General features: G+C 62.1%; 18 protein-coding genes. All 18 read right to left on the reverse strand.

Annotation, left to right across the window (positions count from 1 at the left end; translation table 11 throughout):
* Window positions 1-79: 79 nt before the first annotated feature.
* The 18 genes from nuoN to purB all read right to left on the reverse strand — a co-directional run bounded on the left by nuoN (window position 80) and on the right by purB (window position 21,573).
* Window positions 80-1,543: an NADH-quinone oxidoreductase subunit NuoN gene (gene nuoN, locus ACLEJQ_RS05525; RefSeq protein ID WP_440792906.1), complete on the reverse strand. Its 1,464-nt coding sequence runs from the start codon at window positions 1,541-1,543 to the stop codon at window positions 80-82.
* A 7-nt stretch (window positions 1,544-1,550) separates the two neighbouring features.
* Window positions 1,551-3,083 (reverse strand): NADH-quinone oxidoreductase subunit M, encoded by a 1,533-nt coding sequence (gene nuoM, locus ACLEJQ_RS05530; RefSeq protein ID WP_440792908.1) that lies wholly within the window; start codon window positions 3,081-3,083, stop codon window positions 1,551-1,553.
* Between the two features lie 39 nt (window positions 3,084-3,122).
* Entirely contained in the window at window positions 3,123-4,976 is a 1,854-nt protein-coding gene (gene nuoL, locus ACLEJQ_RS05535) for an NADH-quinone oxidoreductase subunit L (RefSeq protein ID WP_440792910.1), read from the reverse strand.
* Window positions 4,973-5,281: an NADH-quinone oxidoreductase subunit NuoK gene (gene nuoK, locus ACLEJQ_RS05540; RefSeq protein WP_017131317.1), complete on the reverse strand. Its 309-nt coding sequence runs from the start codon at window positions 5,279-5,281 to the stop codon at window positions 4,973-4,975. The genes nuoL and nuoK overlap by 4 nt, the downstream gene beginning before the upstream one ends.
* A 4-nt stretch (window positions 5,282-5,285) precedes the next feature.
* Window positions 5,286-5,786 (reverse strand): NADH-quinone oxidoreductase subunit J, encoded by a 501-nt coding sequence (nuoJ, locus tag ACLEJQ_RS05545; protein WP_440792912.1) that lies wholly within the window; start codon window positions 5,784-5,786, stop codon window positions 5,286-5,288.
* Between the two features lie 9 nt (window positions 5,787-5,795).
* The gene (gene nuoI / locus ACLEJQ_RS05550; RefSeq protein WP_024779320.1) at window positions 5,796-6,344 is read right to left on the reverse strand and encodes an NADH-quinone oxidoreductase subunit NuoI; all 549 of its coding nucleotides are present in this window, start codon (window positions 6,342-6,344) and stop codon (window positions 5,796-5,798) included.
* An 11-nt stretch (window positions 6,345-6,355) separates the two neighbouring features.
* Complete coding sequence (gene nuoH, locus ACLEJQ_RS05555) at window positions 6,356-7,363, reverse strand: NADH-quinone oxidoreductase subunit NuoH (protein ID WP_440792914.1); 1,008 nt, start codon at window positions 7,361-7,363, stop codon at window positions 6,356-6,358.
* The gene (gene nuoG / locus ACLEJQ_RS05560) at window positions 7,360-10,074 is read right to left on the reverse strand and encodes an NADH-quinone oxidoreductase subunit NuoG (RefSeq protein ID WP_440792916.1); all 2,715 of its coding nucleotides are present in this window, start codon (window positions 10,072-10,074) and stop codon (window positions 7,360-7,362) included. Before nuoG ends, nuoH begins: the two co-directional genes overlap by 4 nt.
* 142 nt (window positions 10,075-10,216) lie before the next feature.
* Window positions 10,217-11,575 (reverse strand): NADH-quinone oxidoreductase subunit NuoF, encoded by a 1,359-nt coding sequence (nuoF, locus tag ACLEJQ_RS05565; protein ID WP_440792917.1) that lies wholly within the window; start codon window positions 11,573-11,575, stop codon window positions 10,217-10,219.
* Entirely contained in the window at window positions 11,572-12,069 is a 498-nt protein-coding gene (gene nuoE / locus ACLEJQ_RS05570) for an NADH-quinone oxidoreductase subunit NuoE (protein WP_042729785.1), read from the reverse strand. The genes nuoF and nuoE overlap by 4 nt, the downstream gene beginning before the upstream one ends.
* Before the next feature lie 2 nt (window positions 12,070-12,071).
* Window positions 12,072-13,856, reverse strand: coding sequence for an NADH-quinone oxidoreductase subunit C/D (gene nuoC, locus ACLEJQ_RS05575; RefSeq protein WP_440792919.1), 1,785 nt, complete (start codon window positions 13,854-13,856; stop codon window positions 12,072-12,074).
* A 72-nt stretch (window positions 13,857-13,928) separates the two neighbouring features.
* Window positions 13,929-14,603 carry a NuoB/complex I 20 kDa subunit family protein gene (locus tag ACLEJQ_RS05580; protein ID WP_245144832.1) on the reverse strand — a complete coding sequence of 225 codons (675 nt, stop codon included), beginning with the start codon at window positions 14,601-14,603 and terminating at the stop codon, window positions 13,929-13,931.
* Window positions 14,604-14,613: 10 nt separating this feature from the next.
* The gene (locus ACLEJQ_RS05585; protein ID WP_003180067.1) at window positions 14,614-15,027 is read right to left on the reverse strand and encodes an NADH-quinone oxidoreductase subunit A; all 414 of its coding nucleotides are present in this window, start codon (window positions 15,025-15,027) and stop codon (window positions 14,614-14,616) included.
* Window positions 15,028-15,662: 635 nt separating this feature from the next.
* The gene (gene aceA, locus ACLEJQ_RS05590) at window positions 15,663-16,988 is read right to left on the reverse strand and encodes an isocitrate lyase (protein WP_041021072.1); all 1,326 of its coding nucleotides are present in this window, start codon (window positions 16,986-16,988) and stop codon (window positions 15,663-15,665) included.
* A 494-nt stretch (window positions 16,989-17,482) separates the two neighbouring features.
* Window positions 17,483-18,244 carry a secretin N-terminal domain-containing protein gene (locus ACLEJQ_RS05595; protein ID WP_440792922.1) on the reverse strand — a complete coding sequence of 254 codons (762 nt, stop codon included), beginning with the start codon at window positions 18,242-18,244 and terminating at the stop codon, window positions 17,483-17,485.
* A 289-nt stretch (window positions 18,245-18,533) separates the two neighbouring features.
* Window positions 18,534-18,959: a GNAT family N-acetyltransferase gene (locus tag ACLEJQ_RS05600; protein WP_440792924.1), complete on the reverse strand. Its 426-nt coding sequence runs from the start codon at window positions 18,957-18,959 to the stop codon at window positions 18,534-18,536.
* Complete coding sequence (locus tag ACLEJQ_RS05605; protein ID WP_440792926.1) at window positions 18,952-20,118, reverse strand: ribosomal protein uL16 3-hydroxylase; 1,167 nt, start codon at window positions 20,116-20,118, stop codon at window positions 18,952-18,954. The genes ACLEJQ_RS05600 and ACLEJQ_RS05605 overlap by 8 nt, the downstream gene beginning before the upstream one ends.
* A gap of 84 nt (window positions 20,119-20,202) precedes the next feature.
* On the reverse strand, window positions 20,203-21,573 hold the full coding sequence (gene purB, locus ACLEJQ_RS05610) for an adenylosuccinate lyase (protein WP_440792928.1): 1,371 nt from the start codon (window positions 21,571-21,573) through the stop codon (window positions 20,203-20,205).
* Window positions 21,574-21,598 lie beyond the last annotated feature (25 nt).

A 21,598-nucleotide genomic window follows, 5' to 3' on the forward strand; every position in this document is an offset into this window, starting at 1 on the left:
TCATGACCCTTGATCTCTCCGGTATAAAAAAACCCGTATCTCGCGATACGGGTTTTTTGTGACTTCACCTTTCTAGCGATCAGCCCGTCAGGCCGGCCTGTTGCACCAACGTCAACAACGGCTGCGGGTACACACCGAGGAAGAACGCCAGTACGGCGATAGCCAGCAGCATCACGCCGCCTGCTTTCTGCTCCCAGTGCAACTCGGCGTCGTGGCGACGCAGGTTCGGTTCCATCAGGTACAGGGTGACCATGACGCGAAGGTAGTAGAACACGCCGATGGCACTGCCCAGCACCAGGGAGCCGACCAGCCACCATTGATGAGCCTCGACGCCGGTGGCGATGATGTAGAACTTGCCGATGAAGCCGGCGGTCAGCGGGATGCCGGCCAAAGACAACATCATCACGGTCAGCACGGCGGTCAGGTACGGACGGCGCCAGAACAGGCCGCGGTATTCGTACAGGGCGTCGGCGTCGCGGCCGTTGTATGGCGAGGACATCAGGGTGATTACGCCGAACGCGCCGAGGCTGGTGATCACGTAGGTGACCAGGTACACGCCGATGGCTTCCACGGCCAGGCCCTTGCTGGCGATCAGGGCGATCAGCAGGTAGCCGAAGTGGGCGATGGACGAGTAGCCCAGCAGACGCTTGAGGTTGCTCTGGGTCAGTGCCAGCAGGTTACCGAACAGGATCGACGCGATGGCGATGATGGTCAGTACGTTGCTCAGCACGCCGCTGCTGGCCACCGGCGACATCTGGAACAGTCGCACCATGACCGCGAACACCGCCACTTTCGACGCAGTGGCGAGGAACGCGGCCACTGGCGCCGGGGCGCCTTCATAGACATCCGGGGTCCAGAGGTGGAAGGGCACCAGCGACAGCTTGAACGCCAGGCCGATCAACATCATGCCCAGGCCCAGTTGCGCGATCGGGCTTGGCAGGCCGGTGGCCGCCAGGGCCTGGCCGATACCGACGAAGCTCAGGGTGCCGGCTTCGGCGTACAGCAGCGCCATGCCGAACAACAGGAACGCGGAACCGGCCGCCGACAGCACCATGTACTTGATGCCGGCTTCCAGGGAGCGCTTGTTGAAGAAGGCGTAGGCCACCAGGCCATAGACCGGAACCGACAGCAGTTCCAGGCCGATGAACAGGCTGGCCAGGTGCTGCGCGCCGACCAGGACCAGGCCACCGGCGGCGGCCATCAGGATCAGCAGGTACAGTTCTTCGCGGTTGCCCGGATAACCCGAGCCGCCATCGCCCAGGTAAGCGTGGGCGAGGGTGACGCAGGCCAGGGTGGCGACCAGGATCAGCGCCATGTACAGGCAGGCGAAGCTGTCGATCTGGATCAGCGGTGTGACCGCCAACGGTGCGACTTTCAGGGCCGGCAGGATCGACAGCAGGGCCAGGTTCAGCCCCGCCACCGACAGCAGGAAGGTCTGGGCGTGATTGCGGCGCCAGGCGATCGCCAGCATCACCACGATGATCGTGGCGCTGGTGATCAACAGCGGCGCAAGCGCGATAAAGTGTTGAATCGTGAATTCCATAGCGCTCTTACCGGGCCGAAGCGAGTTGAGAGAAGGCGGTGCCGAGCCACTGCTGCACGCCATGCATCGTGGCGGCAGAGGTGTCGAGGAACGGTTGCGGGTAGACGCCGAGGTACACCAGCAGCACCGCAAGGCCAAGCACCATGATCAGTTCGCGACCGTCCATGCCGCGCAACACTTCGTCCGACTTGGACGGACCGAAGTAGGCGCGGTGGATCATGATCAGCGAGTAGACCGAGCCGAACACCAGGCCGGACGTAGCGATGGCGATGATCCACGGCGAACTGGCGAACGTGCCGATCAGGATCAGGAACTCACCAACGAAGTTACCGGTACCTGGCAAGCCCAGGGAGGCAGCGGCGAAAAACAGGCTGATGGCCGGCAGGTAGGCGATGCGCGACCACACGCCACCCATCTCACGCATGTCGCGGGTGTGCAGGCGCTCGTACAGCTGGCCGCTGAGGATAAACAGTGCCGCCGCGGACAGACCGTGGGCCAGCATCTGGATCACCGCGCCTTGCAGGGCCAGCTGGCTGCCGGAGTAGATGCCAATCAACACGAAGCCCATGTGCGAGACGCTGGAGAACGCGATCAGACGCTTGATGTCGGTCTGGGCGAACGCCAGGAACGCACCGTAGAAGATCCCGATCAGACCCAGGGTCATGGCAATCGGCGCGAACTCGGCCGAGGCGTTGGGGAACATCGGCAGCGCAAAGCGCAGCAGGCCGTAGGCCGCCGTCTTGAGCAGGATACCAGCCAGGTCCACGGAGCCTGCGGTCGGTGCCTGGGCGTGGGCGTCCGGCAGCCAGGAGTGCAGCGGCACCACTGGCAGTTTCACCGCGAAGGCGATGAAGAAGCCGAGCATCAGCACGTACTCGGTGGTGCGCGACATCTGCACTTTCAACAGGTCGGCGTAGTTGAAGGTGATCACGCCGGTGTTGTTGAAGTTCACCAGTACCAGGCCCAGGATCGCCACCAACATGATCAGGCCGGAAGCCTGGGTGAAGATGAAGAACTTGGTCGCTGCGTAGATCCGGGTTTTCTTGCCGTCCGCCGAGCTGTGACCCCAGAGCGCGATGAGGAAGTACATCGGCACCAGCATCATTTCCCAGAAGAAGAAGAACATGAACAGGTCCAGCGCCAGGAACACGCCGACGACACCGCCCAGGATCCACATCAGGTTCAGGTGGAAGAAGCCGACGTGGCGCTGGATCTCTTTCCAGGAGCACAGGACCGAGAGGATACCCAGCAGGCCGGTCAGCAGGATCATCAGCAACGACAGGCCGTCGAGGGCCAGGTGCACGCTGATGCCGAAGCGCTCGATCCACAGGTGCTTGAACTCAAGCGCCCAGGTCGGATTGGCAACGGGGGCAGGGGCCAATGAATAGTCGCCGGTCGCCCACAGCCAGAGGCCGAGCGCGAGTTCCAGGGACATGGTCAGCAGCGCAATCCAGCGCGGGAGCGTGGAGCTGGAGCGCTCCGCGATCCAGCACAGCAGGCCGCCGATAAAGGGGATCAGGATTAGCCAGGGCAGAATCATGACGGGCTCGTTTCCTTTCGCAAGTTCGCAAGGTTCATATCAGACCGCTACCAGCACGATGGCGCCGATAACCAGCACGGCGCCAGCCGCCATGGAAGCCGCATACCAACGCAGTTGACCGGTCTCGGTACGGCTCAGGGCAGTGTGGCCGCCCTTGGCCATGCGCGGGATCAGGCCGATGGTCTGGTCGAGCGGGTCTTTGCGCAGAATGTGGCTGATCGCAAGGTATGGCTTGACGAACAGTTTGTCGTAGATCCAGTCGAAGCCCCAGGCAGCGAACCACCAGGCCGAAAGGATACGGCCCAGGCCGCTGTTGGCGATGGCCGTGACGAAACGACGCTTGCCCAGGAACAGCAGCGCCGACAGCAGGATACCGGCCAGGGCGATGGCACCCGAGGCGATTTCCAGGCTGTGCTTGGCTTCGCCGCCGGCATGGCCGACGCTTTGTGGCAGTACGCCGTGCAGCGGTGGGGTGATCATTGCGCCGACGAAGGTCGACAACACGATCAGCACCGACAGCGGCAGCCAGTGGGCGATGCCATGGCCGGCGTGGGCTTCGGTCTTGGCTTCACCATGGAACGCGATGAAGATCAGGCGGAAGGTGTACAGCGAGGTCATGAACGCACCCACCAGGCCGGCATACAGCAGGCCCTGGTTACCGCTGGCGAACGCTTCCCAGAGGATCTCGTCCTTGGAGTAGAAGCCGGCGGTGACCAATGGCAACGCCGCCAGGGCCGCGCCGCCGACGATGAAGCTGGCATAGGCCAGCGGCAGCTTCTTCCACAGGCCGCCCATCTTGAAGATGTTCTGCTCGTGATGGCAGGCCACGATCACCGCACCGGAGGCAAGGAACAGCAGCGCCTTGAAGAACGCGTGGGTCATCAGGTGGAAGATCGCGCCTTCCCAGGCGCCGACGCCCAAGGCCAGGAACATGTAGCCGATCTGGCTCATGGTCGAGTAGGCGAGGATCCGCTTGATGTCGGTCTGGACCAGCGCGGCAAAACCGGCCAGGACCAGGGTCACGCCACCGACGATGCCCACCAGGTGCAGGATGTCCGGCGCCAGGGCGAACAGACCGTGGGTACGGGCGATCAGGTAGACACCGGCGGTCACCATGGTTGCCGCGTGGATCAGCGCCGAGACCGGGGTAGGGCCGGCCATTGCGTCCGCCAACCAGGTTTGCAGCGGCAGTTGCGCGGATTTACCGACGGCGCCGCCCAGCAGCATCAGGGTCGCCAGGACGATCCAGAAGTCACCGACCTTGAAGTGCTCGGGAGCCTTGACCAACAGTTCCTGGATATTGAGCGTGCCCAGTTGCTGGAACAGGATGAACAGGCCGATGGCCATGAACACGTCGCCGATCCGGGTCACGATGAACGCCTTGAGTGCCGCGTTACCGTTGTTGCGGTTGCTGTAGTAGAAACCGATCAACAGGTACGAGCACAGGCCCACGCCTTCCCAGCCGAAATACAGGAACAACAGGTTATCGCCGAGCACCAGGAACAGCATGCTGGCGATGAACAGGTTGGTGTAGGCGAAGAAGCGCGAGTAACCGGCTTCACCGCGCATGTACCAAGAGGCGAACAGGTGGATCAGGAAGCCCACGCCGACCACCACGCCGAGCATGGTGATGGACAGGCCGTCCAGATACAGGGCGAAGTTCGGCGTGAAGCCTTCCACCGCCATCCACTGCCACAGCACCTGCACGTACACGCCGCCTTCTGGCGGGGCGACGTTGAACTGCCAGATCACGTAAGCCGCGACGATGGCAGACAGGCCGATGGAGCCGACGCCCACCAGCGCCGAGAGGTTTTCCGACCAGCGTCCACGAGAGAACGACAGCAGCAGGAAACCGATGAGGGGGAATACGAAAGTCAGAAAGATCAGGTTCATCCGCGCATCTCACTGGCAGCGTCAATATCCAGAGTGTGGAAGCGGCGATACAGCTGCAACAGGATCGCCAGGCCGATACTGGCCTCGGCGGCTGCCAGGCTGATCACCAGGATGAACATGATCTGTCCATCCGGCTGCGCCCAGCGAGCGCCCGCGACGATGAAGGCCAGGGCGGCGGCGTTCATCATCACCTCCAGGCTCATCAGCACGAACAGAATGTTGCGCCGGACCATCAGGCCGACCAGACCGAGACAGAACAGGATGCCGGCAACCGCCAGACCATGCTCGAGAGGGATAGCAGGCATGTGATTACTCCTTCGCCTCGTTACGGCCCAAGTGGAACGCCGTGACGGCTGCGGCAAGCAGCAGCATCGAGGCGAGTTCGACCACCAGCAGGTACGGACCGAACAGGCTGATGCCCACGGCCTTGGCGCCTACGGTGGTTTGGCCGATGGCCTGGCCGCTCTGGTGAGCGAACAGCACATACAGCAGTTCACCCAGCAGCAGCGCGGCGAGAATCACCGGCCCGGCCCAGATGCCCGGCTTGAGCCAGGTGCGTTCCTGCTGCACCGAGGCCGGGCCCAGGTTCAGCATCATCACCACGAACACGAACAGCACCATGATGGCGCCGGCGTAGGCGATCACTTCCAGGGCACCGGCGAACGGCGCGCCGAGGGCGAAGAACGTCATGGCCACGGCGATCAGCGAAATGATCAGGTAGAGCAGGGCATGTATGGGGTTGGTGTTGGTGACCACGCGAAGCGTGGAGACCACAGCAATACCGGATGCGAAATAGAAAGCGAATTCCATCTTTCTTCCTTAAGGCAGCAAGCTCTTCACGTTGATCGGTTCGGCTTCATTCTGCGCGGCGCCTTTCGGCTTACCGGCAATGGCCATGCCTGCAACACGATAGAAGTTGTAATCAGGGTTTTTACCGGGACCGGAAATCAGCAAGTCTTCTTTCTCGTACACCAGGTCCTGACGTTTGAAATCCGCCATTTCGAAATCCGGCGTGAGCTGGATCGCGGTGGTCGGGCATGCTTCCTCGCAGAGGCCGCAGAAAATGCAGCGCGAGAAGTTGATGCGGAAGAAGTCCGGGTACCAGCGACCGTCTTCGGTCTCGGCTTTCTGCAGCGAGATGCAGCCTACCGGGCACGCCACGGCGCACAGGTTGCAGGCCACGCAGCGCTCTTCGCCATCGGGGTCGCGGGTCAGTACGATGCGGCCACGATAACGCGGTGCCAGGTAAACCGGCTCTTCCGGGTATTGCAGGGTGTCGCGCTTGCGAAAGCCATGGCCGAAGATCATGACCAGGCTTCGCAGCTGGGTACCGGTACCCTTAACGATGTCGCCAATATATTTGAACATGGGTCAAATCCTCACTGAACCGCGGCCGCGGGCGCGTTCATCAAAACGATCGCAGCGGTCACCAGCATATTGATCAGGGTCAGCGGCAGGCAGAACTTCCAGCTGAAATCCATCACCTGGTCGTAGCGCGGACGCGGGATCGAGGCGCGCAGCAGGACGAACAGCATGATGAAGAACGCAGTCTTCAGGGCGAACCAGACGAAGGACAGTTGCGGCAGGATGCCGAACGGACCGTGCCAGCCACCGAAGAACAGCGTCACCAGCAGCGCCGAGATCAGGATGATGCCGATGTACTCACCGACGAAGAACATGCCCCATTTCATGCCGGCGTATTCAATGTGGTAACCGTCGGCCAGTTCCTGTTCCGCTTCCGGCTGGTCGAAGGGGTGACGGTGAGTCACGGCCACGCCAGCGATGAAGAAGGTACAGAAGCCGAAGAACTGCGGAATGATGAACCACAGGTGCTGGGCCTGGTACTCGACGATGTCGCGCATGTTGAACGAACCGGCCTGGATCACGATGCCCATGAGCGCAAGACCCATGAACACTTCGTAGGACACGGTCTGGGCCGAGGCCCGCAGGCTGCCCAGCAGGGCGAACTTGTTGTTGCTCGACCAGCCGGCGAACAGCACCGCGTACACCGACAGGCCGGCCATGGCGAAGAAGAACAGCAGGCCGATGTTCAGGTCCGCCACGCCCCAGGTCGGGGTGATCGGGATGATCGCGAAGGCGATCAGCAAGGCGCTCATGGCCACCACTGGTGCCAGGGTGAAGATCACCTTGTCGGCAAACGGCGGCGTCCAGTCTTCCTTGAAGAACATTTTGACCATGTCGGCGGCGATCTGGAACATGCCGAACGGGCCGACGCGGTTCGGACCGTAGCGGTCCTGCCACCAGCCCAGCAGGCGTCGTTCGACGAAGCTCAGCAGCGCGCCGCAGACCACCACGGCCAGCAGGATCACGATGGCCTTGAGTACCGTCAGGATCACGTCGATCACTTCAGGGGTGAACCAGCTCATTGCGCTGCCTCCTGCAGACCGTCAACGGTTTTACCGAATACCGCCGGCGGAATTCCCGCCAGGCCGGCCGGCAGGGCCACCAGGCCGGCGCCCAATGCTTCGTTGATGCGCAGCGGCAGACGCAGGGTCTGGCCGGCCACGTTCAGGCTCAGCAGGGCACCGTCGTTGACGCCCAGGCGATCGGCTTCGGACTTGGCCAGCGACACGTAGGCGGCCGGAATGCGTTCCTGTACCGGTGCGGCTTTGGAAGAGTTCTCTTCGCTGCCGAACAGGTGATGGAACGGCACGACCTGCCAGGTGCCCGGCGCCGGGTTGAAGGCACGCGGCACGCTGGCGAACCAGTTCAGGCCATCGCCCTGGCTTTCGATCAGGCGGGTGCCAGGGTCACCGGCACGCAGGTGACCACCGACCTCGTCCTGGAACTTGTTCCAGGCCTGCGGCGAGTTCCAGCCCGGCGACCAGGCGAACGGCACTTGCGAGCGCGGTTCGGCGGAGCCCGAGTAACCTTCCATGGAGAAGGCGAACGCGGTGTCCTTGTCTTGCGGGGTGCGCGGTTCGTGGACGCTGATGTTGGCGCGCATCGCGGTGCGGCCGGAGTAGCGCAGCGGTTCACGGGCCAGCTTCAAGCCCTTGATGCGGAACGCGGCGGACGGTGCGGCGTCGACGATGCCGGCCAGTTGCGCGGTGCTCGACGCCACGGCAGCGGTGACATGGTCCAGCTGCGTCCAGTCGATCGGCTGGTTGAGCAGGGTAGCGCGCAGGGCATGCAGCCAGCGCCAGCCTTCGTGCACCAGGATACTGGCGTCCAGGTATTGCGGGTCGAAGACCTGGAAGAAACGCTGTGCGCGACCTTCCTGGCTGACCAACGTCCCGTCGCCTTCGGCGAAGCTCGCCGCCGGCAGCACCAGGTGGGCGCGGTCGGTGGTGGCGGTTTTCTGGTGGTCGGCGACGATCACGGTTTTCGCCGCGCTCAGGGCCGCGTCGACAAGGGCCTTGTCGGTACGGGTGTACAGATCGTTTTCCAGCACCACGATAGCGTCGGCGCTGCCGTCGATCACTGCCTGCAATGCGGCATCGACCGACTCGCCACCGAGCATGGCCAGGCCGAGGCTGTTGGCTTCCGGTACGACCAGGCTGATGGAGCCGTTCTTCTCGCGCAGCTTCAGGGCCTTGGCGATGTTGGCGGCGGCTTCGATCAGCGCCTTGGAACCCAGCGAGGTACCGGCGATGATCAATGGACGCTTGGCCGCCAGCAGGGCATCGGCAATACGCTGGACCAGGCCGGTTGCTTCGCTGTCCAGGCCTTCGACGGCCGGGGCGCTGGCGTCCAGGGCGTGGGCCACGGCGAAACCGATGCGCGCCAGGTCGTCAGGGGCGGCGTGGACGCATTCTTCGGCCACGTCGTCGAGCTTGGTTTCAGCCAGGCTGGCGATGAACAGCGGGTTCAGCTCATGCTGGCCGATGTTCTTCACGGCGGCGTCGAGCCATGGCTGGACGCGCATCGCGTCGGCCATCGCTTCGGCCTTGCCCTTGACCGACTGACGCAGGGCCAGGGCCATGCGGGCGGCGGTCTGGGTCAGGTCTTCGCCAAGGACGAACACCGCGTCGTGGTCTTCGATGTCACGCATCGTCGGCACGGGCAGCGGGCTGTTCTTCAGCACGTCGAGGACCAGGCGGATGCGCTCCAGCTCACCGGCTTCGATGCCGCTGTAGAAGTGCTCGGCACCGACCAGTTCACGCAGGGCGTAGTTGCTTTCCAGGCTGGCTCGGGGCGAACCGATGCCAACGATGTTACGGCCGCGCAGCAACTCGGCGGCCTTGTCCAGGGCTGCGTCCAGGCTCAGCTTGGTGCCGTCGGCCAGCAGCGGCTGGCGTGGGCGATCCTTGCGATTGACATAGCCATAGCCGAAACGACCGCGGTCGCAGAGGAAATACTGGTTCACCGAACCGTTGTAGCGGTTTTCGATGCGGCGCAGTTCGCCGTAGCGCTCACCTGGGGAAATGTTGCAACCGCTGGAGCAGCCATGGCAGATGCTCGGCGAGAACTGCATGTCCCATTTGCGGTTGTAGCGCTCGGAGTGAGTCTTGTCGGTGAACACACCGGTCGGGCAGACCTCGGTGAGGTTGCCGGAGAATTCGCTTTCCAGGGTGCCGTCTTCAACGCGACCGAAGTACACGTTGTCGTGGGCGCCGAATACGCCCAGGTCGGTGCCGCCGGCGTAGTCCTTGTAGAAGCGTACGCAGCGGTAGCAGGCGATGCAGCGGTTCATCTCGTGGGAGATGAACGGGCCCAGTTGCTGGTTCTGGTGGGTGCGCTTCTTGAAGCGATAACGGCGCTCGTTGTGGCCGGTCATCACGGTCATGTCTTGCAGGTGGCAGTGACCGCCTTCCTCACAGACCGGGCAGTCGTGCGGATGGTTGGTCATCAGCCATTCGACGACACTGGCGCGGAAGGCCTTGGACTCTTCATCGTCGATGGAGATCCAGGTGTTGTCGGTGGCAGGGGTCATGCAGGACATGACGATCCGACCACGGGTGTCGTTCTCGTCGGTGTACTGCTTGACCGCGCACTGGCGGCAGGCCCCGACGCTACCGAGCGCGGGGTGCCAGCAGAAATAAGGGATGTCGAGGCCCAGCGACAGACATGCCTGTAACAGGTTGTCTGCCCCGTCGACTTCGAGCGCTTTGCCGTCTACGTGGATAGTGGCCATGGTTCAAAGTTCTTCGTTGGCCCGGTGTCAGCGGGCGTGGCTAATGGAATCTTGTCATTCGTCCGAATCCAAACAGCCTCGGTGAAAAGGCGTCATCGGACGAAAGGCGAAGGGCACGGACCCTTCGCCTTCTTAAGCGTCGTTACGCGCCGACCATGGTCGGCGAGACCACCTGATTGAGATCGCCCGCGCGGGTGGGCGCGATGCCGGCCTCGAATTCAGGGCGGAAATATTTGATTGCGCTGCCCAACGGCTCCACGGCACCCGGTGCGTGAGCACAGAAGGTCTTGCCTGGGCCGAGGAAACCGACCAGGCCCAGCAGGGTCTCGATGTCGCCGGGCTGGCCTTCGCCACGCTCGATGGCCATCAGCAGCTTGACGCTCCAGGGCAGGCCATCGCGGCAAGGGGTGCAGAAGCCGCAGGATTCGCGAGCGAAAAACTGCTCCATGTTGCGCAGCAGCGAGACCATATTGACGCTGTCGTCCACCGCCATGGCCAGGCCAGTGCCCATGCGGGTGCCGACCTTGGCGATGCCGCCGGCGTACATCTGGGCGTCCAGGTGTTCGGGCAACAGGAAACCGGTACCGGCGCCGCCAGGCTGCCAGCACTTGAGCTTGTAGCCATCGCGCATGCCGCCGGCGTAGTCCTCGAACAATTCGCGACCGGTGACGCCGAACGGCAGTTCCCACAGGCCGGGGTTCTTGACCTTGCCGGAGAAGCCCATGAGCTTGGTGCCCATGTCTTCGCTGCCGTCGCGGGCCAGGGATTTGTACCAGTCCACGCCGTCGGCGATGATCGCCGGCACGTTGCACAGGGTCTCGACGTTGTTCACGCAGGTCGGCTTGCCCCACACGCCGACAGCGGCAGGAAAGGGCGGCTTGGAGCGCGGGTTGGCGCGGCGGCCTTCGAGGGAATTGATCAGCGCGGTTTCTTCACCGCAGATGTAGCGTCCGGCACCGGTGTGCACGAACAGCTCGAAATCGAAACCCGAACCCAGGATGTTCTTGCCCAGAAGGCCTGCGGCCTTGGCTTCTTCCACGGCACGGTTCAGGTGCTTGGCGGCGGTGGTGTATTCGCCGCGCAGGAAGATATAGCCACGGTAGGTTTTCAGCGCACGGGCGCTGATCAGCATGCCTTCGATCAGCAGATGGGGCAGTTGCTCCATCAGCATGCGGTCTTTCCAGGTGTTGGGCTCCATTTCATCCGCGTTGCACAGCAGGTAGCGGATGTTGATGGATTCGTCCTTGGGCATCAGGCCCCATTTCACGCCGGTGGGGAAGCCCGCACCGCCGCGACCCTTGAGGCCGGAGTCTTTCACGGTCTGGACGATATCGTCCTGGGCCATCTGGGTGAACGCCTTGCGCGCAGCGGCGTAGCCGTTCTTGGCCTGGTATTCGTCCAGCCATACCGCTTCGCCGTCGTCACGCAGACGCCAGGTCAGGGGATGGGTTTCGGCCGAGCGCTGGATGCGGTTGGCGGGCCCGAAGGAAGTCAGGGTCATACGTAGCCCTCCAGCAGTTTGGCGACGCCTTCAGGCTTGACGTCACCGAACGTGTCGTCGTCGATCATCAGCGCCGGTGCCTTGTCGCAGTTGCCCAGGCAGCATACCGGCAACAGCGTGAAGCGGCCGTCGGCGGTGGTTTGGCCCAGGCCGATGCCCAGCTTGCCCTGGATCTCGCTGACCACGGACTCGTGGCCGCCGATGTAGCAGACCATGCTGTCGCAGACGCGAATGATGTGGCGGCCCACGGGCTGGCGGAAAATCTGGCTATAGAAGGTCGCGACGCCTTCGACGTCGCTGGCCGGGATGCCGAGGATCTCGCCGATGGCGTAGAGCGCGCCATCGGGCACCCAGCCACGTTCCTTCTGGACGATCTTCAGGGCTTCGATCGACGCCGCGCGCGGGTCTTCGTAGTGATGCAGCTCGTGCTCGATGGCCGAGCGCTCGGTTTCGCTCAGGGCGAAACGGTCAGTCTGGATAAGCGTGCTGTTCATGCTTAGCGGTCCACGTCGGCCATAACGAAATCGATGCTACCCAGGTACGCGATCAAGTCCGCGACCATGCTGCCTTTGATCACCGAAGGGATCTGCTGCAGGTGCGGGTAGCTCGGGGTGCGGATCCGGGTGCGGTAGCTCATGGTGCCGCCATCGCTCGTCAGGTAATAACTGTTGATGCCCTTGGTCGCTTCGATCATCTGGAAGGATTCGTTGGCCGGCATGACCGGGCCCCACGAAACTTGCAGGAAGTGCGTGATCAGGGTCTCGATGTGTTGCAGCGTGCGCTCCTTGGGTGGCGGCGTGGTCAGCGGGTGATCCGCCTTGTACGGGCCTTCCGGCATGTTGCGCATGCATTGTTCGATGATCTTGACGCTCTGGCGCATCTCCTCGACGCGCACCATGCAGCGGTCATAGGCATCGCCGTTGGCCGCCAGCGGCACTTCGAATTCGAAGTTCTCGTAGCCGGAGTACGGGCGGGCCTTGCGCAGGTCGAAGTCCAGGCCGGTGGCACGCAGGCTCGGGCCGGTGACGCCCCATTCCAGCGCCTGCTTGGTGTTGTAGTCGGCGACGCCGATGGTACGACCTCTGAGAATACTGTTTTGCAGCGCGGCCTTGGTGTATTCGTCCAGGCGCTTGGGCATCCACTCGACGAAGTCCTTGACCAGTTTTTCCCAGCCGCGCGGCAGGTCGTGGGCGACGCCACCGATGCGGTACCAGGCCGGGTGTAGGCGGAAACCGGTGATCGCTTCGATCACGGTGTAGGCCTTCTGGCGGTCGGTGAAGGTGAAGAACACCGGAGTCATGGCGCCGACATCCTGGATATAGGTGCCCAGGAACAGCAGGTGGCTGGTGATCCGGAAGAACTCGGCCATCATGATGCGAATCACGTTGACCCGGTCCGGCACGGTGATGCCGGCCAGTTTCTCGACCGAGAGCACGTACGGCAGGTTGTTCATCACCCCGCCCAGGTAATCGATACGGTCGGTGTACGGGATGTAGCTGTGCCAGGACTGACGCTCGCCCATCTTCTCGGCGCCACGGTGGTGGTAGCCGATGTCAGGGACGCAATCGACGATTTCTTCGCCGTCCAGCTGCAGGATGATGCGGAACGCACCGTGGGCCGAAGGGTGGTTCGGGCCGAGGTTGAGGAACATGTAGTCCTCGTTCGCCCCGGAGCGTTTCATGCCCCAGTCTTCGGGCTTGAAGCGTGCGGCTTCTTCCTCGATCTGTTGCTTGGCCAGGGACAGGCTGTACGGATCGAATTCGGTGGCGCGGGCCGGGAAGTCCTTGCGCAGCGGGTGACCTTCCCAGGTCGGCGGCATCATGATGCGGGCCAGGTGCGGGTGGCCGGGGAAGTCGATGCCGAACATGTCCCAGACTTCACGCTCGTACCAGTTGGCGTTCGGCCAGATGCTGGTGACGGACGGCACGCTGAGGTCGCTCTCGGACAAGGCGACCTTGATCATTACGTCACTATTACGCTCCACCGACAGCAGGTGGTAGAACACGGTGAAATCGACACCGTCGGGCAGCCCGTGGCGCTTGGTGCGCAGGCGCTCGTCTACGCCGTGCAGGTCATAGAGCATGACGTACGGCTTGGGCAGGTTGCGCAGGAACGTCAGGACTTCGACGAGCCTGGCGCGGGCCACCCAGAGCACCGGCATGCCGGTGCGGGTCGCCTGGGCGGTGAACGCGTCAGGACCAAAACGGTTGTTCAGTTCGACGACCACATCCTGGTCGTCTGCCTTGTAAGGCTGGATGTACAGAGCACTGCCTGTAGTCATGGTTATTTATCGCTTTCGGTCAACGTAAAGAATGAAGCCAGTGTCTCGTTTCCTGGGCAGGACAGAGCTGGATCAGACTTCGTCGGGGCTGCGCAGGTTGGTGACTGCGATTCGCTGTTCGCGGCGCTCTTCCTTGGTCGACGGCATGTCGGCGCGGTAGACGCCTTGATCACCGACCACCCAGGACAGCGGGCGACGTTCCTGTCCGATGGATTCCTGCAACAGCATCAGGCCTTGCAGGAACGCTTCGGGGCGGGGCGGGCAGCCGGGCACGTAGACATCCACCGGGAGGAATTTGTCGACTCCCTGGACCACGGAATAAATGTCGTACATGCCGCCGGAATTGGCACAGGCGCCCATGGAAATGACCCACTTGGGTTCCAGCATCTGTTCGTACAGGCGCTGGATGATAGGGGCCATTTTCAGGAACGGCGTGCCGGCGATAACCATGAAATCCGCCTGGCGCGGCGATGCCCGGATCACCTCGGCGCCAAAGCGCGCGATGTCGTGGGGCGCCGTGAAGGCGGTGGTCATTTCCACGTAGCAGCACGAAAGGCCGAAGTTGTACGGCCACAGGGAGTTCTTGCGACCCCAGTTGACCGTGCTGTTCAGCACGTCTTCGAGCTTGCCCATGAAGATGTTCTTGTGGACTTGATCTTCTAACGGATCGGCGACGGTTTCCCGCTTGCCGATCGGATACTGCTCGTTAGGAGCATCGGGGTCGATCCTGGTGAGATTGTATTGCATTGCCAAAGCCTCATTGTTTCAGCTTCGCTTGCCGCTTGCGCCGAGCTTCCGGAGCCCAATCAAGTGCCCCCACCCGGTAAAGGTAGACAAGACCTGCCAACAGAATTGCTATGAAAACGAGCGCTTCGACGAATCCGGTCCAGCCGCTTTCGCGGACGGACACAGACCAGGCAAAGAGAAAGAGGGCTTCGATATCGAAGATCACGAAGAGCATCGCGACCAGATAGAATTTGGCTGAGAGCCGCAAGCGGGCGCCACCGGTAGGTAGCATGCCGGACTCGAACGGTTCGTTTTTGCTGCGGCCCCAGGCTCGTGACCCGAGGAGGCTCGACACGCCGAGCATGAAGGCGCACAGGCCGACAACACCCAGAAGGAAAATGGCAAAGCCCCAGTTGTGGGCCATGAGTCCTGTCGCTTCGGGCATGCTGGAAATCCTTAACAGAGGGCAAGGGCCTCTGAGCTTGAAAGAAATAACGCAGTGACGATATGTCGCAGCAATCAATCGCGGTGATTTTATGGCTAAACACCGGGCAAGTAAAATTCCTATAGCGAAATTATTTATTGGAATAAGGACATAGCGCACCTCCACAACCCCACGGCCCCGGCGGGGTAGGCATTGGCATTGATTCTTCAATAATGTTTCGCGTCGGTTGTAACAAAGAAATGTTCGCCTAAATGATAATTGTTATTGTTTGAGCGAGGCTTCCATCATACGCCCGCGCAGTAGTTGAGAACTTTTCTTACAGGGGTAGCGACTGCAATTGTCAGCGCCGGCCGTTTTACTCTTTTTCAGACTGCCTGTTACTGCGTTCGATCAATTTTTTTCGTCGTTCAAACATTTTTCCACTGTGGGAGCGAGCCTGCTCGCGAGGGCGGTGGTCCAGCCTGCATCGATGTTGCATGTGGATACGTCATCGCGAGCCAGGCTCGCTCCCACAGAGGGGCATTGCGCTGGTTGTTGAAGCGTAGGCGAAAAAAAGCCCCGAACCAGTCGGGGCTTCAGATCGTCGGTCTTGCGGTTGGTTTTTATCGGTCCCGCAAGGACCGTTCAGCGATGGATCAGTGGAACTGCTCTTCTTCGGTCGAGCCGGTCAGCGCGGTGACCGAAGAGGTCCCGCCCTGGATCACAGTGGTCATGTCGTCGAAGTAGCCGGTGCCCACTTCCTGCTGGTGCGCCACGAAGGTGTAGCCTTTTGCGGCGTCGGCGAATTCCTGCTCTTGCAGCTTCACGTAGGCGGTCATGTCGTTGCGGGCGTAGTCGTGCGCCAGGTTGAACATGCTGTGCCACATGTTGTGGATGCCGGCCAGGGTGATGAACTGGTGCTTGTAGCCCATGGCGGACAGTTCGCGCTGGAACTTGGCGATGGTCGCGTCGTCCAGGTTTTTCTTCCAGTTGAAGGAAGGCGAGCAGTTGTACGACAGGATCTGGTCCGGGTATTCCTTCTTGATCGCTTCGGCAAAGCGACGGGCTTCGTCCAGGTCCGGCTTGGCGGTTTCGCACCAGATCAGGTCGGCGTACGGTGCGTAGGCCAGGCCGCGGGCGATGGCCTGGTCGAGGCCGGCACGTACTTTATAGAAGCCTTCCTGGGTGCGGGTGCCGGTCACGAACGGCTGATCGTACGGGTCGCAGTCGGAAGTCAGCAGGTCAGCGGCGTTGGCGTCGGTGCGAGCCAGGATGATCGTTGGCACGCCAGCGACGTCGGCGGCCAGACGGGCTGCGGTCAACTTCTGCACGGCTTCCTGGGTCGGTACCAGTACCTTGCCACCCATGTGGCCGCATTTTTTCACCGAAGCCAGTTGGTCTTCGAAGTGAACGCCGGCGGCGCCTGCCTCGATCATGCTCTTCATCAGCTCGTAGGCGTTCAGTACGCCGCCGAAACCGGCTTCGGCGTCAGCCACGATCGGCGCGAAGTAATCGATGTAGCCTTCGTCGCCCGGGTTCTTGCCGGCTTTCCACTGGATCTGGTCGGCGCGACGGAACGAGTTGTTGATGCGCTTGACCACGGTCGGAACCGAGTCCACCGGGTACAGCGACTGGTCAGGGTACATCGACTCGGCGGAGTTGTTGTCCGCCGCTACTTGCCAGCCCGACAGGTAAATCGCCTGGATACCGGCCTTGACTTGCTGCACAGCCTGGCCGCCGGTCAGGGCGCCCATGCAGTTGACGAAATCTTTCTCAGGGCGGAAGGACGGCTTGGCGCCTTGGGTCACCAGGTTCCAGAGCTTCTCGGCGCCCATTTTCGCAAAGGTGTGCTCAGGTTGAACCGAGCCACGCAGACGGACGACGTCAGCAGCCGAATAGTTGCGCTTCACGCCTTTCCAGCGCGGGTTTTCAGCCCAGTCTTTTTCAAGGGCTGCAATTTGCTGTTCGCGTGTCAGTGCCATGGAGATAAACCTCGTCGCATAGGTCTTGGGTGGAAAATTCCTGCTCCTGCCGGCTTCGCCAGACATTGGCGTAGGGGGCTGCTCGCTGGCCAGGGGGCCGGGCGCACAAGTCGGTTCAGGCGGGGTGGCGACGGGATGAACGATGGGCTCGAGGGGAAAGTGAGCAGGTAGAGGCGAACTGCGGGCGCAATCGGGCGTCGTGGGCCTTCATGTGAACTCAGAGTGATGCCGGGTTACCTAGTTACGCTTCCGTCCCTCGGGACAACTTCGTTCCAGTCGCAACCTCGTCAAACACACCTTGTGGGCGGTACAGACACGAATCGGCTCGCAGGGTAGTTGCAAGCGTCGACCCGAAGGCCCTTGCCAGGGCCCCTGATTAGCGGGAGCGAGGCCATCATGCCTTCGGTTTTTTGGCTCGTCAAACGTTTTGTAGTGCTTTTTTTATAGCACTACATCTTTGGTCTAATACGACTCATCAGTCAGTTTTTGGTGCTTCAGTTCAGGGTGTCGACCTTGACCCGCAGAATCATGTCATCGCGGCCCTGAGTCGAGTAGCTGCGGGTCAGGCCCTGTTTATCGGCCTGGGTCTGGCGATTGACCCCGGCCAGGGTGATCCATTCACCCAGGCGTCCGCTGACAGTTGTGTCGGTACTTTGCACGTTCACTACATCGGGACGCTCCTGGCTCATGCGGTCACGGTTGGTACTGATGCTCAGGTGAACGGTTTCGCCGGTGACGCTGGCGGTGACATAGAAACCCTGGGTGACGTTGCGGTATTGGGTCTGGCTTTGCACGCGGCCGTAGCTGTCGCTCTGGCTGCTGGTGAACGGCACGCTCTGGCCAACCTGGATCAGCGCCGGCTGGCCTTCGCTGGCCTGCACCTGCTGTACGCCGCCGTCGCGGCTGGCGGTGCTGCGATTGATGATGCGGGTCTGGCTTGGGGCGGCGCCGTTGATGGAGTAGCCCTGGTCGCCTTGCAGGTTGTTTTCGTTGGTGTCGACCGTGATCAACAGGCGTTTGGGCGCTGTATCGAGTTGGGCTAGAAATTGCCGCAGCTCTTCAATCTTGCCCGGGGCGGCGTTGACGATCAGTTGATTGCCGTAAGCGCTGACCTGGCCGTCCTTGCCGATGAAGTTCTGCGCCACTGGTAGCAGGTCGGCGCTGGTGCGGTAGTTCAGTGGCACGATCTGCGTGTCGGCCATGACCGACAGGCTGCAGCCGAGCAGCAGGGTGACCAGGAGGGTGCGTAGGGACATTCCATTTCTCCGCGAGACAAAGGCTGGATATTGCCAGTTTGTCGGCTTCGGGTGGGGCAAGTTGAATGATAGACGGCAAAAACGCCCCGGCATCGGAGAATGGCGGGGCGTTTTGGGTGTTGCCGTGCTCTTATGTCGAGAGTGCTTTTGTGGTGAGGGAGCTTGCTCCCGCTCGACCGGGCTGGCGCACCAGTGCGCAGCGCTCGCAAGCTTCTGGGGCTGCTACGCAGCCCAGCGGGAGCAAGCTCCCTCGCCACAGGTGTTCACCCCGCCTTGGATCAGGGTTGAGTCAGGTCGAACGTCGCACCATATCCACATGAGGAATCCCGGCTTCCAGGAACTCCTCGCTGACCACGGCAAAGCCCAGTCGCTCATAGAACGGCGTGGCATGCACCTGGGCGCTGAGCATTTGTTGTTTGAGGCCGCGTTTCTCGGCCTCGGCAATCACAGCGTGCATCAGCGCGTCACCGACTTTCAGGCCGCGCCAGTCCTTGAGCACCGAGACCCGGCCGATATGACCGTCGGTCAACAGGCGGGCGGTGCCGATGGGGAAGTCGCCTTCAAAGGCCAGGAAATGCACCGCGCCCTGGTCGTCGGCATCCCATTCCAGCTCAGGCGGGACGGACTGCTCGGCAACGAACACGGTTTCACGAATGCGCCGGATCTCGGCGTTGTCCTTCTGCCAGTCTGCGACACGTACGTGAATTTTATTCATCGGCGAACCCCAGGCTGCCTTGCTTGACCAACTCGCAGATCAGCCCGCGACCGTCTTCGTCCGCCAGCCATGGAGCGAGATTGTCGATGTGCAGGGCGTCGGCGGCGCAGATCATTTTCAGCAAGTCGCGCAGTTTGCCCGGCAGATAACGGCTCTGGCCGCTGGCGAACAGCAGCAGGTCGTCATCGACTTCCGACCAGGCCAGGCGAGCGCTCGGGTTGCGGATGATCACCGCACCTTGCTCCAGGCCGGCCAGCAGGTCGTCTTCTTCCAGTTCCGGTCCGACCACCAGTTCCGGGTAGCGCGGTTCGGTCATGAACTGGCCGAACCAGGTCAGCAGCAGGCGCTCGTCACTCATGTGTTCGGCCAGCAGGCCCTTGAGGCGGTCCAGGGCATCATGCTGGATCTGGTGCGGATCGCTCACCGGGCGCGCGTCGGCGTCGGTGTAGCGCTCTTCGTCCGGCAGGAACTGGCTGAGGAAGTCGGTGAAGTGGGTCAGCACTTCAGCGGCGCTCGGCGCACGGAAACCGACCGAGTAGGTCATGCAGTCATCCACGGCCACGCCGCAGTGGGCCAGGCGCGGCGGCAGGTAGAGCATGTCGCCCGGTTCCAGGACCCATTCGTCGGTGGCTTCGAAGTCGGCGAGGATGCGCAGGTCGGCATGAGGCAGCAGCGGGCTTTCGGAGTCGCACATCTGGCCGATCTTCCAGTTGCGCTTGCCGTGGCCTTGCAGCAGGAACACGTCGTAGTTATCGAAGTGCGGACCGACGCTGCCACCCGGGGCGGCGAAGCTGATCATCACGTCGTCGATGCGCCAGCTTGGCAGGAAGCGGAAGTGCTCCAGCAATTCGCTGACTTCCGGTACGAACTGATCGACAGCCTGTACCAGCAGCGTCCATTCGCGCTCTGGCAGTTTGCTGAATTCGTCCTCGGCGAACGGGCCGCGACGCAACTCCCATGGACGCTCGCCGTGCTCGATCACCAGGCGCGATTCGACTTCCTCTTCCAGAGCCAGGCCGGCCAGTTCATCGGCATCGATCGGGCCCTCGAAGTCAGGGATCGCCTGGCGGATCAACAGGGGTTTTTTCTGCCAGTAGTCGCGCATGAACTCCCGTGCCGTGATGCCGCCCAGGAGTTGCAGAGGAATATCAGGATTCATGTGTAACCTATTGAAAAAAAGTATTTTTCTGACGCGAATAAAAACGCCCGGCGCTCGGCCGGGCGTCTCAGGGCAAAGCGTTGATCAGATGCGCTTGGCTTGCGCCGCCGCGTTGCCGATGTAGCTGGCCGGGGTGAGCTTCTTCAACTCGGTCCGCGCTTCGGCGGGCATGTCCAGGCCGTCGATGAAAGTCTGCAATGCTTCAGGGCTGATGCCCTTGCCACGGGTCAGCTCTTTCAGTTTTTCGTACGGGTTTTCGATGTTGTAGCGACGCATCACGGTCTGGATCGGCTCGGCCAGGACTTCCCAGCAGGCATCCAGGTCGGCTGCGATTTTCTGCTCGTTCAACTCCAGCTTGCCGATGCCCTTGAGGCTGGCTTCGTAGGCGATGACGCTGTGGGCAAAGCCCACGCCCAGGTTGCGCAGCACGGTGGAGTCGGTCAGGTCGCGCTGCCATCGCGAGATCGGCAGTTTGCTCGCCAGGTGTTGGAACAGCGCGTTGGCGATGCCCAGGTTGCCTTCGGAGTTTTCGAAGTCGATCGGATTGACCTTGTGCGGCATGGTCGAGGAACCGATTTCGCCGGCGATGGTGCGCTGCTTGAAGTAGCCCAGGGAGATGTAGCCCCAGATGTCGCGGTCGAAGTCGATCAGGATGGTGTTGAAGCGTGCGATCGCGTCGAACAGCTCGGCGATGTAGTCGTGCGGCTCGATCTGGGTGGTGTACGGGTTGAAGCTCAGGCCCAGTTCGTCTTCGATGAAGGCGCGGGCGTTGGCTTCCCAGTCGATGTCCGGATAGGCCGACAGGTGGGCGTTGTAGTTGCCCACGGCGCCGTTGATCTTGCCCAGCAGCGGCACGGCGGCGACCTGGGCGATCTGGCGCTCCAGGCGGTACACCACGTTGGCCAGTTCTTTGCCCAGGGTGGTCGGCGAAGCCGGTTGGCCATGGGTGCGCGACAGCATCGGTACGTCGGCGAAGCGGATCGCCAGCTCGCGGATCGCCTCGGCGATCTGACGCATTAAAGGCAGCAGCACATCATCGCGGCCTTCGCGCAGCATCAGGGCGTGAGACAGGTTGTTGATGTCCTCGCTGGTGCAGGCAAAGTGGATGAATTCGCTGACCTTGGCCAGCTCCGGCAGCTTGGCCGCCTGCTCCTTGAGCAGGTATTCGATGGCCTTCACGTCGTGGTTGGTGGTGCGTTCGATCTCTTTGACGCGCTCGGCATGCTCCAGCACAAAGTCGTCGGCCAGGGCATTCAATACCGTGTTGGCTTCGGCGGAAAACGCCGGGACTTCACTGATGGCAGGGTGAGCGGCCAGACGCTGGAGCCAGCGCACTTCAACCAGGACGCGGGCGCGGATCAGGCCGTACTCGCTGAAAATCGGGCGCAGGGCCTGGGTTTTGCCGGCGTAGCGGCCGTCAACAGGGGAAACCGCAGTGAGCGAAGAGAGCTGCATGGGGTGTTCTCGGACAGTCGGGCAA

It is taken from the genome of Pseudomonas sp. SMV71 (assembly GCF_052042015.1).
Taxonomy (GTDB): Bacteria; Pseudomonadota; Gammaproteobacteria; order Pseudomonadales; family Pseudomonadaceae; genus Aquipseudomonas.

Coding starts and splice junctions, on each gene's coding strand:
- nuoC (WP_440792919.1), bottom strand. CDS start 13,856: ATGACTACAGGCAGTGCTCTGTACATCCAGCCTTACAAGGCAGACGAC.
- nuoF (WP_440792917.1), bottom strand. CDS start 11,575: ATGACCCTGACTTCCTTCGGGCCCGCCAACCGCATCCAGCGCTCGGCC.
- ACLEJQ_RS05600 (WP_440792924.1), bottom strand. CDS start 18,959: ATGAATAAAATTCACGTACGTGTCGCAGACTGGCAGAAGGACAACGCC.
- purB (WP_440792928.1), bottom strand. CDS start 21,573: ATGCAGCTCTCTTCGCTCACTGCGGTTTCCCCTGTTGACGGCCGCTAC.
- aceA (WP_041021072.1), bottom strand. CDS start 16,988: ATGGCACTGACACGCGAACAGCAAATTGCAGCCCTTGAAAAAGACTGG.
- ACLEJQ_RS05605 (WP_440792926.1), bottom strand. CDS start 20,118: ATGAATCCTGATATTCCTCTGCAACTCCTGGGCGGCATCACGGCACGG.
- nuoK (WP_017131317.1), bottom strand. CDS start 5,281: ATGCCTGCTATCCCTCTCGAGCATGGTCTGGCGGTTGCCGGCATCCTG.
- nuoE (WP_042729785.1), bottom strand. CDS start 12,069: ATGAACAGCACGCTTATCCAGACTGACCGTTTCGCCCTGAGCGAAACC.
- nuoM (WP_440792908.1), bottom strand. CDS start 3,083: ATGATTCTGCCCTGGCTAATCCTGATCCCCTTTATCGGCGGCCTGCTG.
- ACLEJQ_RS05585 (WP_003180067.1), bottom strand. CDS start 15,027: ATGCCCGAAGCGACAGGACTCATGGCCCACAACTGGGGCTTTGCCATT.
- ACLEJQ_RS05580 (WP_245144832.1), bottom strand. CDS start 14,603: ATGCAATACAATCTCACCAGGATCGACCCCGATGCTCCTAACGAGCAG.
- nuoG (WP_440792916.1), bottom strand. CDS start 10,074: ATGGCCACTATCCACGTAGACGGCAAAGCGCTCGAAGTCGACGGGGCA.
- nuoJ (WP_440792912.1), bottom strand. CDS start 5,786: ATGGAATTCGCTTTCTATTTCGCATCCGGTATTGCTGTGGTCTCCACG.
- nuoH (WP_440792914.1), bottom strand. CDS start 7,363: ATGAGCTGGTTCACCCCTGAAGTGATCGACGTGATCCTGACGGTACTC.
- ACLEJQ_RS05595 (WP_440792922.1), bottom strand. CDS start 18,244: ATGTCCCTACGCACCCTCCTGGTCACCCTGCTGCTCGGCTGCAGCCTG.
- nuoN (WP_440792906.1), bottom strand. CDS start 1,543: ATGGAATTCACGATTCAACACTTTATCGCGCTTGCGCCGCTGTTGATC.
- nuoL (WP_440792910.1), bottom strand. CDS start 4,976: ATGAACCTGATCTTTCTGACTTTCGTATTCCCCCTCATCGGTTTCCTG.
- nuoI (WP_024779320.1), bottom strand. CDS start 6,344: ATGTTCAAATATATTGGCGACATCGTTAAGGGTACCGGTACCCAGCTG.